The sequence below is a fragment of the Streptococcus bouchesdurhonensis genome (genome assembly GCF_948472335.1).
Genome location: NZ_CAOKTW010000001.1, coordinates 431749 through 449084, shown reverse-complemented (window position 1 = coordinate 449084; position 17336 = coordinate 431749). Strand labels below are relative to the sequence as shown.

At 40.8% G+C, this 17336-nt stretch carries 16 protein-coding genes; 14 read left to right on the top strand and 2 right to left on the bottom strand.

Going from position 1 to position 17336, the window contains the following annotated elements; translation table 11 throughout:
• Positions 1-157: 157 nt before the first annotated feature.
• Positions 158-1504 (bottom strand): glutathione-disulfide reductase, encoded by a 1347-nt coding sequence (gene gor / locus QMQ21_RS02125; protein ID WP_070527182.1) that lies wholly within the window; start codon positions 1502-1504, stop codon positions 158-160.
• A gap of 291 nt (positions 1505-1795) precedes the next feature.
• Here gor and QMQ21_RS02120 point away from each other — a divergent pair, with 291 nt between their 5' ends.
• The 13 genes from QMQ21_RS02120 (at position 1796) to ciaH (ending at position 15823) form a co-directional block, all read left to right on the top strand.
• Positions 1796-3004, top strand: coding sequence for an efflux RND transporter periplasmic adaptor subunit (locus tag QMQ21_RS02120; protein ID WP_031236889.1), 1209 nt, complete (start codon positions 1796-1798; stop codon positions 3002-3004).
• On the top strand, positions 2988-3689 hold the full coding sequence (locus tag QMQ21_RS02115) for an ABC transporter ATP-binding protein (protein ID WP_000811471.1): 702 nt from the start codon (positions 2988-2990) through the stop codon (positions 3687-3689). Before QMQ21_RS02120 ends, QMQ21_RS02115 begins: the two co-directional genes overlap by 17 nt.
• A gap of 1 nt (position 3690) precedes the next feature.
• Positions 3691-4950 (top strand): ABC transporter permease, encoded by a 1260-nt coding sequence (locus tag QMQ21_RS02110; protein WP_020902963.1) that lies wholly within the window; start codon positions 3691-3693, stop codon positions 4948-4950.
• Between the two features lie 123 nt (positions 4951-5073).
• Positions 5074-7071, top strand: coding sequence for a methionine--tRNA ligase (metG, locus tag QMQ21_RS02105; RefSeq protein ID WP_261813818.1), 1998 nt, complete (start codon positions 5074-5076; stop codon positions 7069-7071).
• Positions 7072-7218: 147 nt separating this feature from the next.
• Positions 7219-8145: an aldo/keto reductase gene (locus tag QMQ21_RS02100; RefSeq protein WP_261813817.1), complete on the top strand. Its 927-nt coding sequence runs from the start codon at positions 7219-7221 to the stop codon at positions 8143-8145.
• A gap of 99 nt (positions 8146-8244) precedes the next feature.
• On the top strand, positions 8245-8481 hold the full coding sequence (locus QMQ21_RS02095) for a DUF2829 domain-containing protein (protein WP_000141913.1): 237 nt from the start codon (positions 8245-8247) through the stop codon (positions 8479-8481).
• A complete protein-coding gene (locus QMQ21_RS02090) occupies positions 8474-9172 on the top strand; it encodes a 3-oxoacyl-ACP reductase (protein ID WP_261048264.1) in 699 nt (232 codons plus the stop codon). The genes QMQ21_RS02095 and QMQ21_RS02090 overlap by 8 nt, the downstream gene beginning before the upstream one ends.
• 9 nt (positions 9173-9181) lie before the next feature.
• Entirely contained in the window at positions 9182-9682 is a 501-nt protein-coding gene (locus QMQ21_RS02085) for an NUDIX hydrolase (RefSeq protein WP_004256498.1), read from the top strand.
• On the top strand, positions 9660-10544 hold the full coding sequence (locus QMQ21_RS02080) for a putative PEP-binding protein (protein WP_284521273.1): 885 nt from the start codon (positions 9660-9662) through the stop codon (positions 10542-10544). Before QMQ21_RS02085 ends, QMQ21_RS02080 begins: the two co-directional genes overlap by 23 nt.
• Positions 10504-10944 carry an ASCH domain-containing protein gene (locus QMQ21_RS02075; RefSeq protein WP_078238302.1) on the top strand — a complete coding sequence of 147 codons (441 nt, stop codon included), beginning with the start codon at positions 10504-10506 and terminating at the stop codon, positions 10942-10944. Before QMQ21_RS02080 ends, QMQ21_RS02075 begins: the two co-directional genes overlap by 41 nt.
• A gap of 120 nt (positions 10945-11064) precedes the next feature.
• Entirely contained in the window at positions 11065-13611 is a 2547-nt protein-coding gene (locus QMQ21_RS02070) for a M1 family metallopeptidase (protein WP_261813815.1), read from the top strand.
• A 213-nt stretch (positions 13612-13824) separates the two neighbouring features.
• Positions 13825-14499: a two-component system response regulator CiaR gene (gene ciaR, locus QMQ21_RS02065; RefSeq protein WP_000590639.1), complete on the top strand. Its 675-nt coding sequence runs from the start codon at positions 13825-13827 to the stop codon at positions 14497-14499.
• A complete protein-coding gene (gene ciaH / locus QMQ21_RS02060; RefSeq protein ID WP_261813813.1) occupies positions 14489-15823 on the top strand; it encodes a two-component system sensor histidine kinase CiaH in 1335 nt (444 codons plus the stop codon). The genes ciaR and ciaH overlap by 11 nt, the downstream gene beginning before the upstream one ends.
• Positions 15824-15856: 33 nt before the next feature.
• On the opposite strand, the gene QMQ21_RS02055 is transcribed toward ciaH, so the two are convergent.
• Positions 15857-16144 carry a DUF3270 domain-containing protein gene (locus QMQ21_RS02055; RefSeq protein WP_001145221.1) on the bottom strand — a complete coding sequence of 96 codons (288 nt, stop codon included), beginning with the start codon at positions 16142-16144 and terminating at the stop codon, positions 15857-15859.
• Between the two features lie 139 nt (positions 16145-16283).
• On the opposite strand from QMQ21_RS02055, the gene QMQ21_RS02050 reads away from it, so the two are divergent.
• Complete coding sequence (locus QMQ21_RS02050; RefSeq protein ID WP_261813812.1) at positions 16284-17213, top strand: peptidase U32 family protein; 930 nt, start codon at positions 16284-16286, stop codon at positions 17211-17213.
• Positions 17214-17336 lie beyond the last annotated feature (123 nt).

The following is a 17336-nucleotide window of genomic DNA, read 5'->3' as shown; positions in this document are numbered from 1 at the left end:
ACTCGTAGAGTAATTATTGTCAACCTATTTTTATAACAAAGGTAACAAAAACTGTAACGGCCGATTTTGCTTACTGGTTAAGTTGGATAATTTTTTGTAGATTTGTAAGACATTAAAAAAGAAGTAGACACATTTGTATCAGCTTCTTTTGCTTTGATTAACGCATGGTTACAAATTCTTCGGATGCAGTTGGGTGAATCGCTACAGTTGAATCAAAGTCTGCCTTGGTTGCTCCCATTTTAATGGCAACTGCGAAACCTTGAATCATTTCATCAACACCGTAGCCAATTCCATGAAGTCCGACAACTTTTTCTTCTGAACCAGCTGTGATCAATTTGAAACGAGTTTCTTGACGGTTGCAAGTGCAAGCAGAGTACATAGAAGTAAAGCTTGATTTGTAAACCTTGATTTGCTCTTGACCGTATTCTTTAATAGCTTGCTCTTCTGTCAAACCAACAGTTCCGATAGCAGGGTGTGAAAAGACAACGGTTGGAATAGTTGTGTAGTCCATTTTAGCAGTTGTTTTGCCGTTAAAGAGACGTTCAGACAAAGTACGTCCAGCCTTGATAGCAACTGGAGTTAGTTCTTTTTCGCCTGTTACATCACCTAGAGCATAGATTCCCTCAACAACAGTATTTTGGTATTCATCTACTTGGATAAAGCCACGTTCGTTCAGAGTCACTCCAGCTTTTTCAAGTTGCAAACTCTTAACGTTTGGGCGGCGACCAGTAGCCCAGATAACTTGGCTAGCTGTGTGACTAGTACCATCTTCGAAATGAATGGTAATGCCCTCAGCAGTTTTTTCTAACTTGGCAGGGACTTTGTGAGTATGAAGTGGCAAGTTTGTTCTTTCCATTTCCTTTACCAAACCTTCAACGATGTAAGAATCAAAACCACGTAAAGGACGATCACGACGAACAAAGAGATCTGTCTTGACACCAAAGGTGTGGAGTACGCCAGCCAATTCAACAGCGATATAACCGGCGCCTAGAATTGCAACTGACTCTGGCAATTCTTCCCAGGCAAATACATCATCAGAAGAGCCACCTAGTTCAGCACCGGGAATGTTTGGAATACTTGGATGGGCACCAGTCGCAATCACGATATGCTTGGCACGAATGAGTTCACCATTTACGCTGACAGTATGAGAATCTACAAATTCAGCATGACCTTCAATCAAGTCTACGCCGTTGCGTTTAAAACTGCCATCATAAGAAGAACGAGCGCGATCAATGTAGGCTTCACGATTACGACGTAGGGTTGCAAAGTCAAAGTTAAGATCAGTAGTCTTAAAGCCGTAGTCTTCTCCAAATTGATGGAAAGTCTCAGCGATTTGCGCCCCGTACCACATGATTTTCTTAGGAACACAGCCGACGTTGACGCAGGTTCCACCTAGTTTCTTTTCCTCAATAACGGCCGCTTTAGCTCCGTGTTCACCAGCACGGTTCATGGTAGCAATTCCTCCGCTACCTCCACCGATAGCAATGATATCATATTCTCTCATTGAAAACTCCTTTATACTCTTTTAAATAGTAGAGTGTCATTTTTTGATAGTCATATTCTATCTTTTTTTTGATTTGATTGCAAAAATCTGCTACGTTCAAAAAAATTAAAGAAAAAGCTTGCAAAAAAGAAAAATAAAGTGTATTATATAACTAGTACAATGGTGGTAAAAAATAGATTCCGAATAATAATCAAATCCTGAAATGTCATTATTTCGTTCTGAACGGTTATTGTTTATATTTGCTAATTTTTATATAATATTGTTAAGAACTTTAAATCAAAAAGGAGTTTCATTATGAAGAAGAATGGTAAAGCTAAAAAGTGGCAATTGTATGCAGCAATCGGTGCTGCAAGTGTAGTTGTATTAGGTGCTGGGGGGATTTTGCTCTTTAGACAACCATCTCAGACCGCTGTAAAAGATGAGCCTACTCATCTTGTTGTTGCCAAGGAAGGAAGCGTGGCGTCCTCTGTTTTATTGTCAGGGACAGTAACAGCAAAAAATGAACAATATGTTTATTTTGATGCTAGTAAGGGAGATTTAGATGAAATCCTTGTTTCTGTGGGTGATAAGGTCAGCGAAGGACAGGCTTTAGTCAAGTACAGTAGTTCAGAAGCCCAGGCGGCCTATGATTCAGCTAGCCGAGCAGTAGCTAAGGCAGATCGTCATATCAATGAACTCAATCAAGCACGAAATGAAGCCGCTTCAGCTCCGGCTCCACAGTTACCAGCACCAGCAGGAGGCGAAGGAGCTGCAGGGCAAACTCCAGCTCCAGTCTCAGGAAATGCAGTTTCATCTATTGATGCACAACTAGGTGATGCCCGTGATGCTCGTGCAGATGCAGAAGCGCAATTAAGTAAGGCTCAAAGTCAGTTGGATGCCATGACGGTTCTCAGTACCCTGGAGGGAACTGTGGTTGAAGTCAACCACAATGTTTCTAAATCTCCAACAGGAGCTAGTCAAGTAGTCGTTCATGTCGTAAGTAATGAAAACTTGCAAGTTAAGGGTGAACTATCTGAATATAACCTTGCCAACCTCTCTGTAGGACAAGAAGTAACCTTTACTTCTAAAGTTTACCAAGATAAGAGCTGGACAGGTAAGATTAGCTATATCTCTGACTATCCTAAAACTAGTGGTGAAGCAGCAAGTGCAGCTACTGCCGCAACAGGTGGTAATTCTGGTTCTAAATATCCATATACCATCGATGTTACAAGTGAAATCGGTGATTTGAAACAAGGATTCTCAGTAAGTGTTGAGGTTAAGAATAAGAGTAAAGCCATTTTGGTTCCTCTAACAAGTGTTGTGACTGAAAATGATAAGAACTATGTCTGGGTGCTTGACGAGCAGAAAAAGGCTAAGAAAGTGGAAGTTGGTTTGGGCAATGCTGATGCAGACAACCAAGAAATCACTTCAGGTCTGACAAATGGAGTCAAGGTCATCAGTAACCCAACGTCTTCTCTAGAGGAAGGAAAAGAGGTGAAGGCTGATGAAGCAACTAATTAGTCTAAAAAATATCTGCAGAAGCTACCGTAACGGTGACCAAGAACTGCAGGTTCTCAAAAATATCAACCTAGAAGTGAATGAGGGTGAATTTGTTGCCATCATGGGACCATCTGGTTCGGGTAAGTCTACTCTCATGAATACGATTGGTATGTTGGATACACCAACCAGTGGAGAATATTATCTTGAAGGCCAAGAAGTAGCTGGACTCGGTGAAAAACAACTAGCCAAGGTCCGCAATCAACAAATCGGTTTTGTCTTTCAGCAGTTTTTTCTTCTATCTAAACTTAACGCTCTGCAAAACGTAGAATTGCCCTTGATTTACGCGGGAGTTTCGGCTTCAAAACGTCGCAAGTTAGCTGAGGAGTATTTAGATAAGGTTGAATTGACAGAACGTAGTCATCATTTGCCTTCGGAATTATCTGGTGGTCAAAAGCAACGTGTAGCTATCGCGCGTGCCTTGGTAAACAATCCTTCTATTATCCTAGCGGACGAACCGACAGGAGCCTTGGATACCAAAACAGGTAACCAAATCATGCAACTATTGGTTGAACTAAATAAAGAAGGAAAAACTATTATCATGGTAACGCATGAGCCTGAAATCGCTGCTTATGCCAAACGCCAGATTGTCATTCGAGATGGAGTTATTTCGTCTGACAGTGCGCAGTTAGAAAAGGAGGAAAACTAAGATGCAGAATCTGAAATTTGCCTTTTCATCTATCATGGCACATAAGATGCGCTCTTTTCTTACTATGATTGGGATTATCATTGGTGTTTCATCAGTTGTTGTGATTATGGCTCTGGGGGATTCCATGTCTCGTCAGGTCAATAAAAACATGACCAAGTCACAGAAGAATATTCATGTCTTTTTCTCGCCTATTAAAAGTAAAGACGGTTCTTTTACCCAAAAACAATCAGCTTTGACGGTTTCTGGGAAAGAAGAGGATGTTCCTGTGGAGCCACCAAAACCACAAGAAGCTTGGGTCAAGGAGGCTGCTAAAGTTAAAGGGGTGGACAGTTACTATGTAACCAACTCGACCAATACCACCCTGTCTTATAAAGACAAAAAAGTGGAGCGAGCTAGCTTGACAGGTGGAAATATTACTTACATGAAGGCGGTTGAAAATGAAATTGTTGCAGGCCGCAGTTTCATAGCTCAGGATTATAAAGATGTGGCCAGTGTCATTTTACTAGACCAAGAACTTGCTAATAGTCTGTTTGGATCTGCTCAAGAAGCTGTTAACCAGGTTATAGATGTTGGTGGCTTTAGCTATCGTGTCATTGGTGTCTATACCAGCGATGAGGCCAAGACTGCCAAGACTTTTGGTATTGGTGGACTTCCGATTACGACTAATATTTCTCTTGCCAACAACTTCAATATGGATGAAATTTCTGATATTGTCTTCCGTGTCAATGATACCAGTTTGACACCAACTGTGGGACCAGAATTAGCTAGAAAATTGACCGAAATTGCTGGTCTTCAGCAAGGGGAGTATCAGGTGTCAGATGCGACTGCAGCCTTCCAAGAAGTACAACAATTGTTCGGCTTTATAACTACGATTATTAGTGCCATTGCAGGAATTTCCCTTTTTGTTGGAGGGACTGGTGTTATGAACATCATGCTGGTTTCGGTGACGGAGCGTACGCGTGAGATTGGTCTCCGTAAGGCTTTGGGTGCAACACGTGCTAATATTTTAATCCAGTTTTTGATTGAATCCATGATATTGACCTTGCTTGGTGGAGTCATTGGTTTAACCATTGCGACAGGCTTAACCGCTATAGCTGGCATACTCTTGCAAGGTTTGATTGCGGGTATAGAAGTGGGAGTATCAATCCCAGTTGCCCTATTTAGTCTTGCAGTTTCGGCTAGTGTGGGTATGATTTTTGGAGTTTTGCCAGCCAACAAGGCTTCGAAACTTGATCCAATTGAAGCCCTTCGTTATGAATAAGTTAAACAAGATGGACACTTGTCTATCTTGTTTTTGTATGGATTTCCCTATCGAAAATCATTAAAAATGTGATATAATGAAGTGTTAGAAAAACAGGTTTCATTTGCCTGGAAAGGAAAAATTATGTCTGAAAAGAATTTTTATATTACAACACCGATTTACTATCCATCTGGTAAACTTCATATTGGTTCTGCCTACACAACCATCGCCTGTGATGTCCTAGCCCGTTACAAACGCCTGATGGGTTACGATGTCTTTTATCTGACAGGTCTTGATGAGCACGGTCAGAAAATCCAGCAGAAAGCAGAAGAAGCTGGCATTACACCTCAAGCCTATGTTGATGGGATGGCAGTTGGAGTCAAAGAACTCTGGCAATTACTAGATATCTCATACGATAAATTTATCCGTACAACTGATGACTACCATGAAAAAGTTGTCGCACAAGTCTTTGAACGCTTGCTGGCTCAAGATGACATCTATTTGGGTGAATACTCTGGTTGGTATTCAGTTTCAGATGAGGAATTCTTTACAGAAAGCCAGCTCGCAGAAGTATTCCGTGATGAAGCTGGAAATGTAACTGGCGGTATTGCTCCATCAGGTCACGAAGTGGAATGGGTTTCTGAAGAATCATACTTCCTTCGCCTCAGCAAATACCAAGATCGTCTGGTGGAATTTTTCAAAGCTCATCCTGAATTTATCACTCCAGATGGTCGTCTGAATGAAATGCTTCGCAACTTTATTGAGCCAGGTTTAGAGGATTTGGCGGTTTCTCGTACAACCTTTACATGGGGTGTGCCGGTACCATCAAATCCTAAACACGTTGTATACGTTTGGATTGATGCCCTTCTTAACTATGCGACAGCGCTTGGATACGGTCAAGATGAACATGGTAACTTTGACAAATTCTGGAATGGCACAGTCTTCCACATGGTAGGAAAAGACATCCTTCGTTTCCACTCAATCTACTGGCCAATCCTTCTTATGATGTTGGATATCAAATTGCCAGATCGTTTGATTGCTCACGGTTGGTTCGTCATGAAAGACGGCAAAATGTCTAAATCTAAAGGGAATGTCGTTTACCCTGAAATGTTGGTAGAGCGTTATGGACTAGATCCACTTCGTTACTATCTCATGCGTAGCCTTCCAGTTGGTTCAGACGGAACCTTCACTCCTGAAGACTATGTAGGCCGTATCAACTACGAATTGGCCAATGACCTTGGAAACCTCCTCAACCGTACGGTTTCTATGATTAATAAGTACTTTGGCGGGCAAGTCCCTGCCTATGTAGAGGGTGTAACAGAGTTTGACCATGCTCTTGCTGACGTTGCAGAACAATCAATCGCTGACTACCACACCTACATGGAAGCAGTTGACTACCCACGTGCTTTAGAAGCAGTCTGGACTCTGATCTCTCGTACTAACAAATACATCGACGAGACAGCTCCATGGGTCTTGGCTAAGGATGAAGTTCTTCGTGACCAATTGGCAAGTGTCATGAGTCATTTGGCAGCTAGCCTTCGTGTCGTTGCTCACTTGATTGAGCCGTTTATGATGGAAACCAGTCGTGCAGTCTTGAATCAACTTGGCTTGGATGAAGTTTCTAGTCTTGAAAACTTGAGCTTGGCTGACTTTCCTGCAGGTGTCACTGTCGTTGCCAAAGGAACACCAATCTTCCCACGTTTGGATATGGAAGAAGAAATCGCCTATATCAAGGAACAAATGGAAGGTAACAAACCAGCAGTCGAAAAAGAATGGAATCCAGACGAAGTTGAACTCAAACTCAATAAGGAAGAAATCAAGTTTGAAGACTTTGACAAGGTTGAAATCCGCGTTGCAGAAGTCAGAGAAGTTTCTAAAGTGGAAGGTTCTGATAAGTTACTTCAATTCCGTCTGGATGCTGGTGATGGAGAAGATCGTCAAATCCTCTCAGGAATTGCAAAATACTATCCAAACGAACAAGAATTGGTCGGCAAGAAAGTTCAAATCGTTGCCAATCTCAAACCACGTAAAATGATGAAAAAATATGTCAGCCAAGGTATGATCCTATCAGCTGAACATGATGGACAATTAACCCTTCTCACAGTTGATCCAGCTGTACCAAACGGAAGTGTGATTGGGTAAAAATAGAGGCTCTATAATATTTGAATCTTTGTCTTGTTTCATGGGTTTAAGAAGATAACATGGAGTGAAATATAGTCAAAAAGCCGTTGCAAAGCGGTTTTTTGTTATAATTAATTGAAGAATGTAGAATCAAAGGAGAAAAATTTGATGAGATACATAACTCTTGGTCAAGGTGACAAAGAATTATCAGAAATTGTTCTCGGAATGATGAGAATAGAAGATAAGTCTGTAAAAGAAGTTGAAGAGCTTGTAGAAACAGCACTGTCTGTTGGAATCAATGCTTTTGACTTGGCTGATATTTATGGTCGTGGTCGTTGTGAAGAACTGTTAGGTCTTGTCCTAAAAAATCGTCAAGATTTAAGAGAAGAGATGTGGATTCAGTCAAAATGTGGAATTCGCATTGAAGAATTTACCTATTTTGATTTTTCTAAGGACTATATTATAAAATCAGTTGACGGAATTTTGCAAAGATTGAAGATAGATCATCTAGATAGCTTGCTCCTTCATCGACCAGATGCTTTGATGGAATCTGACCAAGTAGCAGAAGCCTTTGATCTCCTTTATAAACAAGGTAAGGTTCGAAATTTTGGAGTTTCTAATCAAAATCCTATGATGATGGAGTTGCTTAAAAAAGATGTCAAGCAGCCGTTAGCTGTTAATCAGCTACAATTGAGTGCGGCTTTTACACCAGGATTCGAATCAGGTTTTCATGTTAATATGGAAGATAGTCAAGCAGCTATGCGAGATGGCAGCATTTTTGAATATTGCAAATTACACGATGTGGTCATTCAAGCATGGTCTGTCTTACAATTTGGGTATTTTAAAGGGAATTTTGTTGGAAATGAGAAATTTCAAGCTTTAAATCAAGTACTTGATCGTTTAGCTATTAAATATGGAGTAACCTCTTCAACTATTGCCATTTCTTGGATATTGCGTTATCCAGCAAAAATGCAGGCAGTCGTAGGTACCACAACTCCTAATCACTTGAGAGAAGTTAGCCAAGCGGCAAACTTTAGCTTAACAAGAAAAGAATGGTATGAAATTTATCTTGCAGCAGGGAATAATTTGCCGTAAGTAGAAGCAGATGTAAATAAATCACAGTCAAAAAGCCGTTTTAAAGCGGTTTTTTTGTTATAATGAAGGGGAGAATTATTGATATTAAAGGAGAAAAACATGACATTTGAAGAGATCCTGCCTGGATTAAAGGCTAAGAAAAAATATGTACGTACTGGTTGGGGAGGTGCTGAAAACTATGTCCAACTTTTTGACACCATCGAGCAAAATGGGGTTGCACTTGAAGTGACACCTTATTTCCTAATCAACGTTTCTGGGGAGGGAGAAGGTTTTTCCATGTGGAGTCCGACACCTTGTGATGTTTTGGCGACGGATTGGGTAGAAGTGCATGACTAGACGTGTATTGATTACGGGAGTGAGTTCAGGGATCGGCCTGGCTCAGGCTCGACTTTTTTTAGAGAAGGACTATCAAGTTTATGGAGTTGACCAAGGTGAAAATCCACTCTTAGAGGGTGATTTCCACTTTTTACAGAGAGATTTGACCTTGAACTTGGAGCCTATTTTTGATTGGTGTCCTCAGGTTGATGTTTTGTGCAATACTGCTGGAGTTTTGGATGATTACAAACCCCTATTGGAACAATCAGCGCAGGAAATTCAAGAGATTTTTGAAATCAACTACGTGACTCCAGTAGAGTTGACTCGGCATTATTTGACACAAATGCTGGAGAATAAAAAAGGAATCATTATCAATATGTGCTCCATTGCTTCTAGCCTAGCAGGTGGCGGTGGACACGCCTATACTTCATCTAAGCATGCTTTGGCTGGATTTACCAAGCAGTTGGCTCTAGACTATGCTGGAGCTGGGATTCAGATCTTTGGTATCGCTCCGGGAGCAGTCAAGACAGCTATGACTGCTGCGGACTTTGAGCCAGGTGGATTGGCTGACTGGGTTGCTAGTGAAACACCAATCAAGCGCTGGATTGAGCCAGAGGAAATAGCAGAGATTAGCCTTTTCTTAGCAAGTGGGAAAGCGAGTGCCATGCAAGGACAAATTCTGACAATAGATGGCGGATGGTCTTTGAAGTAGGAGGATCTGATGGAAATCAAAAGACACTTTGGAGTCTACGCTGTTTGCTTTGAAAATGGGAAGTTACTCTGCATTGAAAAAACGAGAGGCCCTTATCGACATCGGTATGATCTACCTGGAGGCAGACAGCAACTTGGTGAAGGACTGACGGAAACGCTGACTAGAGAAGTTATGGAAGAGACGGGATATGCTGTTAGAAGCTACTCCAATCCTCGAATCTACGATATTTTTGTCAGGGAAGAATTAAAAAATGTTATGGTTCACCATGTCATGGCCTTGTATGATGTTGAAATGAATGAGGAGGCACCTCAAGTTACGATTTCGGAAGCTGTATCTGATGGTGCGAATGATTCGCTGGGATATGTTTGGATGGATATTCAAAAAATCACAGAAGAAAATGCATCGCCATTAGTCTTGAAGGTTAAGACTGAATTATTAGGATTTCCAGAACTGGACAAGACTTCTTACATGAATTGGAAGGTGAATGATGAGAAACCAACTTGCCCTTAGTGGAGAAAAAATTCTTGAAAAAGTTTACCCACAACTATTTCACCACATTGGAATGATTCGTGGGGAGTATTTGTCGAGAGAGATCAACCAAAACATCCTGTTACCAAGTTGTCAGGAATTTGTAAAAGATTATCTAAACACTATTTGCTTCTTGTACTCAGATGAAGAGGTATGGTATCGTTTTTCTGAATTAACGAATACAGAAGCTAATTGTCTAAAGGGGACTAAAGAGTATTTTGATGAAAATCATCCCTTATTTGGATATAGAGGAACTAAGCGTTTGCTGGCGTGTCCGGATGAATTTCAGGCTGAAGCACATGTCGTTACAGAAGTTTATCAAAATAATCCCAATCTATCTATTATCTTTCCTTTTGTCAATGATGCTGAGCAGTTAAAGCAAGCTATTACAGTATTGCGTCAGCAGGGTTTTACTGGGAAAATCGGCACAATGATTGAATTGCCGTCAGCGTATTTTGACTTAGATAGGATACTGGAAACGGGCATTTCAAAGATTGTAGTTGGAATGAATGATTTGACTTCTTTTATTTTTGCCACTGTGAGAAACAGTCAATGGCATGATATGGAAAGTCCAATAATGTTAGATATGCTAAGAGATATGCAGGATAAAGCAAGGATGAAAAAGATTGACTTTGCTGTAGCAGGCTATCTGAATGTTTCTTTCATACAAACAATGAATCAGATGGGTATCGGATGCATTCTCCATTACAGCTCTATTCCAGAGATTTTTGATTTAGAAATTGGCTATCCAGACCATCTCAAACATATAAAAGAAGAAAGTAAGAAATTACAAAGGAGCGCCCATGACACCGCAAGAAATGTGGAATGCCTACAAGAAAATTAACCCCTCTATAGGAGATGAAATCGATGCTTGGGCTTTTGGAGTGGAACCAGAGCTTTTAGCAGATTTGGTTTTAAAAGGCGAAAAAACAGCAACAGCATCAGCCTACGACCTTTATGCACTAGAAGCCGAGTCTCTTCCTCAAGAAGGAACTTTTGATGTCATTTTAGATAGTCAAAATCAGGCTGTCTGCATTGTCGAAATTACAAAGGTTTCTGTTCAGCCTTTCAATCAAGTTTCTGCTGACCATGCCTTTAAGGAAGGCGAGGGAGACAAATCTTTAGCCTATTGGCGCCAGGTTCATGAAGATTTTTTCACCGAGTGGATGAGGGAGGCTGGGCTGACTTTTACACCTGACAGCAAGGTTGTTTTAGAAGAATTTCGCAAGGTCTACCCACTTTAGACTGCAGAAGGAAGAAAGTTTTGGAAATTACCGTCCAATCCTTTTTTCTTAGGCAAAACATGATATAATAAGTTTGTTTGAAGAAGAGCTCTAGCTCTTAAACTTAGATAGGAGAAAACTATGCAAGCAGTTGAACATTTTATTAAGCAATTTGTTCCTGAACACTATGATTTATTTTTAGACTTGAGTCGTGAGACCAAGACGTTTTCTGGGAAGGTAACCATCACTGGTCAAGCACAGAGTGACCGTATTTCCCTTCATCAAAAAGACTTGGAAATCGCTTCTGTAGAAGTTGCAGGTCAAGCTCGTCCATTTACAGTTGACCATGAAAATGAAGCACTTCATATCGAATTGGCTGAGGCTGGTCAAGTTGAATTAGTTCTTGCCTTTTCAGGAAAAATCACAGACAACATGACAGGGATTTACCCTTCATACTACACAGTTGATGGTGTCAAGAAGGAAGTCTTGTCTACCCAGTTCGAGAGCCACTTTGCGCGCGAAGCCTTCCCATGTGTGGATGAGCCTGAAGCCAAAGCAACCTTTGACCTTTCTCTTCGTTTTGACCAAGCAGAAGGTGAATTGGCCTTGTCAAACATGCCAGAGATCGAAGTTGAAAACCGTAAGGAAACAGGTATCTGGAAGTTTGAGACAACACCTCGCATGTCTTCTTACTTGTTGGCCTTTGTTGCTGGTGATTTGCAAGGTGTGACGGCTAAAACTAAAAACGGTACCCTCGTTGGTGTTTACTCAACCAAAGCCCACCCACTATCTAACCTTGATTTCTCACTAGATATTGCCGTTCGCTCAATCGAATTTTACGAAGATTACTACGGAGTCAAGTATCCAATCCCTCAATCACTTCACATCGCCCTTCCTGACTTCTCAGCTGGTGCTATGGAAAACTGGGGTCTTGTGACCTACCGTGAAGTTTACTTAGTTGTGGATGAGAACTCAACCTTTGCTAGCCGCCAACAAGTTGCCCTAGTTGTAGCACATGAGTTGGCTCACCAATGGTTTGGGAACCTCGTGACTATGAAATGGTGGGATGACCTTTGGCTTAATGAAAGTTTTGCCAACATGATGGAATACGTCTGTGTGGATGCCATCGAGCCAAGTTGGAATATCTTTGAGGATTTCCAAACAGGTGGTGTTCCGTCTGCATTGAAACGTGACGCGACTGATGGTGTTCAGTCTGTTCACGTCGAAGTTAAACACCCAGATGAAATCAATACCCTCTTTGACGGTGCTATCGTCTATGCTAAAGGAAGCCGCCTCATGCACATGCTTCGTCGTTGGCTAGGTGATGCTGATTTTGCTAAAGGTTTGCACGCTTACTTTGAAAAACATCAATACAGCAATACAATTGGCCGTGACCTTTGGGATGCCCTTGGTCAAGCGTCAGGACGTGATGTTGCAGCCTTCATGGATTCTTGGTTGGAACAACCTGGTTACCCAGTACTTATTGTCAAAGTTGAAAATGATGTCTTGAAGATTACACAAAAACAATTTTTCATCGGTGAGCACGAAGACAAGAATCGCCTCTGGGTAGTGCCACTCAACAGCAACTGGAAAGGATTGCCAGATACACTTGAAACTGAAAGTATAGAAATTCCTGGCTACGCAGCTCTTCTTGCTGAAAACAAAACAGCTCTTCGCCTCAACACTGAAAATACAGCCCACTACATTACAGACTATCAAGGAGACTTGTTAGATGCTGTTCTTGCTGACCTAGTTGAGCTTGATAACACAAGCAAACTGCAGATCGTTCAAGAACGTCGTTTGCTTGCTGAAGCAGGGCACATTTCTTATGCTGACTTGCTCCCAGTCCTTGATAAACTTGCTAAGGAAGAGTCTTACCTTGTGGTTTCAGCTGTTTCTCAAGTGATTTCTGCCCTTGAACGCTTTATCGACGAAGGAACAGAAGCTGAAACAGCCTTCAAAGCACTAGTTGCTAAATTGGCTCGTCACAACTATGACCGTCTTGGTTTTGAAGCTAAAGATGGAGAATCAGACGAGGATGAATTGGTTCGTCAGTTGGCCATTTCTATGATGATTCGCTCAAATGATGCAGAAGCTAGTCAAGTTGCTAGCCAAATCTTCGCAGCTCACAAGGAGAATCTTGCAGGACTTCCAGCAGCTATTCGCTCACAAGTTCTGATCAATGAGATGAAACATCATGAGACTAAAGACTTGTTAGCACTTTATCTTGATACTTATACGCACGCAACAGATGCAGTCTTTAAACGTCAGTTGGCAGCCGCTCTTGCCTACAGTAAAGATGCGGACAATATCCAAACCTTGATTGCTTCTTGGAAGGACAAATTTGTGGTCAAACCACAAGACCTGTCTGCTTGGTACTTCCAGTTCTTAAACCATCAAGCAACTCAGGAAACAGCTTGGTCTTGGGCGCGTGAAAACTGGGCTTGGATCAAGGCAGCTCTTGGAGGAGACATGAGCTTTGATAGCTTTGTTATCCTTCCTGCTCACGTATTTAAGACAGAACAACGCTTGGCGGAATACAAGGAATTCTTTGAGCCACAACTTTCTGATCTTGCCCTTAGCCGTAACATCGGTATGGGAATCAAGGAAATTGCAGCGCGTGTTGACTTGATTAACCGCGAAAAAGCTGCAGTGGAAGCAGTTGTTCTTCAATACGGAACTAACTAATTAAGACTAAATGACAATAAAACTCAGCTATCTCATGTAATACTCTTCGAAAATCAAATTCAAACCACGTCAGCGTCGCCTTACCGTACTCAAGTACAGCCTGCGGCTAGCTTCCTAGTTTGCTCTTTGATTTTCATTGAGTATAAAATGCAGAGAGTTGAGTTTTTTTTAAGGCAAATTTGGTATAATGGTTTTAATAAGGAGGAGTTTCTCATGATAAAAATCTTATTAGTTGAGGATGACCTAGGCCTGTCAAATTCAGTATTTGACTTTTTAGACGATTTTGCGGATGTCATGCAGGTTTTTGATGGAGAAGAAGGTCTCTACGAAGCTGAGAGTGGCGTCTATGACTTGATTTTGCTCGATTTGATGTTGCCAGAAAAAAATGGTTTCCAAGTCTTGAAAGAATTGCGTGAAAAAGGAATTACGACACCAGTTCTGATTATGACCGCCAAGGAAAGTTTGGATGACAAGGGACATGGATTTGAGCTAGGAGCAGATGATTATCTGACCAAACCTTTTTACCTAGAAGAACTTAAAATGCGGATTCAAGCCCTTCTCAAACGTTCAGGTAAGTTTAATGAAAACACCTTGACTTATGGAAATATTGTGGTTAATTTGTCAACCAATACCGTTAAAGTAGAAGATACTCCTGTCGAATTGCTGGGGAAAGAGTTCGATTTATTAGTTTATTTCCTTCAAAATCAAAATGTTATTTTGCCGAAGACTCAGATTTTTGACCGTCTATGGGGATTTGATAGTGATACAACGATTTCGGTTGTCGAAGTTTATGTTTCAAAAGTCCGTAAGAAATTAAAAGGAACCACTTTTGCAGAGAATTTGCAAACCTTGCGTAGTGTTGGGTATATTTTAAAAGATGTTCAGTAAACTAAAAAAAACATGGTATGCGGATGACTTTAGTTACTTTATCCGCAACTTTGGTGTCTTCACCCTGATTTTCTCTACCATGACTCTGATTATTTTGCAGGTCATGCATTCGAGTCTCTATACTTCGGTGGATGATACGCTCCATGGCTTGAGTAACAATCCTCAGGCAGTTATTCAGTTGGCAGTAAATAGGGCGACAGAAGAGATTAAAGATTTAGAGAATGCCGCTACAGATACTAGCAAGACTGAGATAAAACCCAATGTCAGTTCCAACACAGAAGTCATTCTTTTTGATAAGAATTTTACCCAGCTCCTTTCTGGAAATCGATTTTTGGGATTGGATAAGATTAAGTTAGAGAAAAAAGAACTAGGACATATCTATCAGATTCAGGTTTTTAATAGCTATGGACAAGAAGAAATCTATCGCATGATCTTGATGGAAACGAATATCAGTTCGGTTTCAACCAATATCAAGTATGCAGCTGTCTTGATTAATACCAGTCAGTTGGAGCAAGCCAGTCAAAAGCATGAGCAATTGATTGTGATTGTGATGGCTAGTTTCTGGATTTTGTCTTTACTTGCCAGTCTCTATCTAGCTAGGGTCAGTGTTCGGCCCCTGCTTGAGAGCATGCAGAAGCAACAGTCCTTTGTGGAAAATGCCAGTCATGAGTTACGAACTCCACTTGCAGTTTTGCAAAATCGTTTAGAGACCCTTTTTCGTAAGCCAGAAGCAACCATTATGGATGTGAGCGAAAGCATTGCGTCTAGTTTGGAAGAAGTCCGAAATATGCGTTTTTTGACGACAAACTTGCTGAACTTAGCTCGTAGAGATGATGGGATTAAGCCGGAACTTGCAGAAGTTCCAACCAGTTTTTTCAATACGACTTTCACAAACTATGAGATGATTGCTTCTGAAAATGACCGTGTCTTTCGTTTTGAAAATCGGATCCATCGAACGATTGTCACGGATCAACTTCTTTTGAAACAACTGATGACCATCTTATTTGATAATGCCATCAAATATACTGAGGAGGATGGTGAAATTGATTTTATGATTTCAGCGACTGATCGTAATCTGTATTTACTTGTTTCTGACAATGGAGTCGGTATTTCCGCAGAAGATAAGAAGAAAATATTTGACCGCTTTTATCGAGTGGACAAGGCTAGAACCCGCCAAAAAGGTGGTTTTGGTTTAGGTTTATCCCTAGCCAAGCAAATTGTAGATGCCCTAAAAGGAACCATTACTGTTAAAGATAATAAACCAAAGGGAACAATCTTTGAAGTGAAGGTAGCCATCCACACACCATCTAAAAAGAAAAAATAAAAATATCGCTCCAGTTGGGGCGATATTTTGGATTTATCTTCTACGTTTTCGTTTGATAATAGACCGTTGAACTTTTAAAACAAGTAAGCTGGATCCGATTGCTGCGGCAAAGGCAAGAGCAGGTGATAATTTTAATGCTAAAAAGATAAAACTAAAGATAGCAATACAGATACAAAAAACAGCGATATTAACAAAAAATAGGATTTCCTTGAGATTGGCATCAGATTGTGCTTCAGGTGTATAATCTTGATAGCGAGGAACCTGCTGGCTTAATTCTTCTTGATTGTCTACCTCATAGGATTGTAATTTTCTTACGGGCATTATTCTCTCCTTAACAGTACATACCTATTTTATCATTTTTTCAGCAGAGAATTATTACAGAAAGGTTACAATAAGAATAAAGTCCCTTTTCATTTTTAAAGAATGGCTGATTTTCCAGAAATGTGGTATAATTTTTCTTATGGAAAAGATTATCATTACAGCAACTGCTGAAAGTATTGAACAAGTTGAACAACTGCTTGAAGCTGGCGTGGACCGTATCTATGTTGGTGAGAAAGATTTTGGCCTTCGTCTGCCAACGACCTTTAGTCATGACCAATTGCGTGAAATCGCTAATCTGGTTCATGATACTGGTAAAGAATTGATCGTTGCGGTTAATGCCCTCATGCACCAAGATATGATGGACCGTATCAAGCCTTTCTTAGACTTTTTGGAAGAAATCAAGACAGACTACATTACGATTGGGGATGCAGGTGTCTTTTACGTTGTCAACCGCGATGGTTATTCCTTTAAGACCATCTATGATGCTTCAACTATGGTGACAAGCAGTCGCCAGATTAACTTCTGGGGACAAAAGGCTGGCGCATCTGAGGCTGTTTTGGCGCGTGAAATTCCATCTGCTGAACTCTTCAAAATGCCAGAGATTTTGGAAATTCCTGCTGAAGTTTTGGTTTACGGAGCTAGCGTTATCCATCATTCTAAACGTCCGCTCTTGCAAAATTACTATAACTTTACGCACATAGATGATGAAAAGACGCGCAAGCGTGACCTCTTCTTGGCTGAGCCAAGTGACCCAGAGAGTCACTATTCCATTTTTGAAGACAATCATGGAACCCACATTTTTGCCAACAATGACCTTGATTTGATGACAAAATTGACAGAATTGGTGGAGCATGGTTTCACTCACTGGAAATTAGAAGGTCTCTATACACCTGGTCAGAACTTTGTTGAGATTGCAAAACTCTTTATCCAAGCGCGTAGCTTGATTCAAGAGGGCAACTTTAGCCATGACCAAGCCTTCTTGCTGGATGAAGAAGTGCGTAAACTTCACCCTAAAAACCGTTTCCTTGATACAGGATTCTATGATTACGATCCTGACATGGTTAAATAAAGTAAATGATTCGTTGAGAGAAGGAAGATGCAAACATTTCTTCTCTCAATTTTTCATATTCTCCAATATTTTCAAAGAATTAGTAGGATAGGATGCTCTATTTGATGGGATTTTTAAGACAAG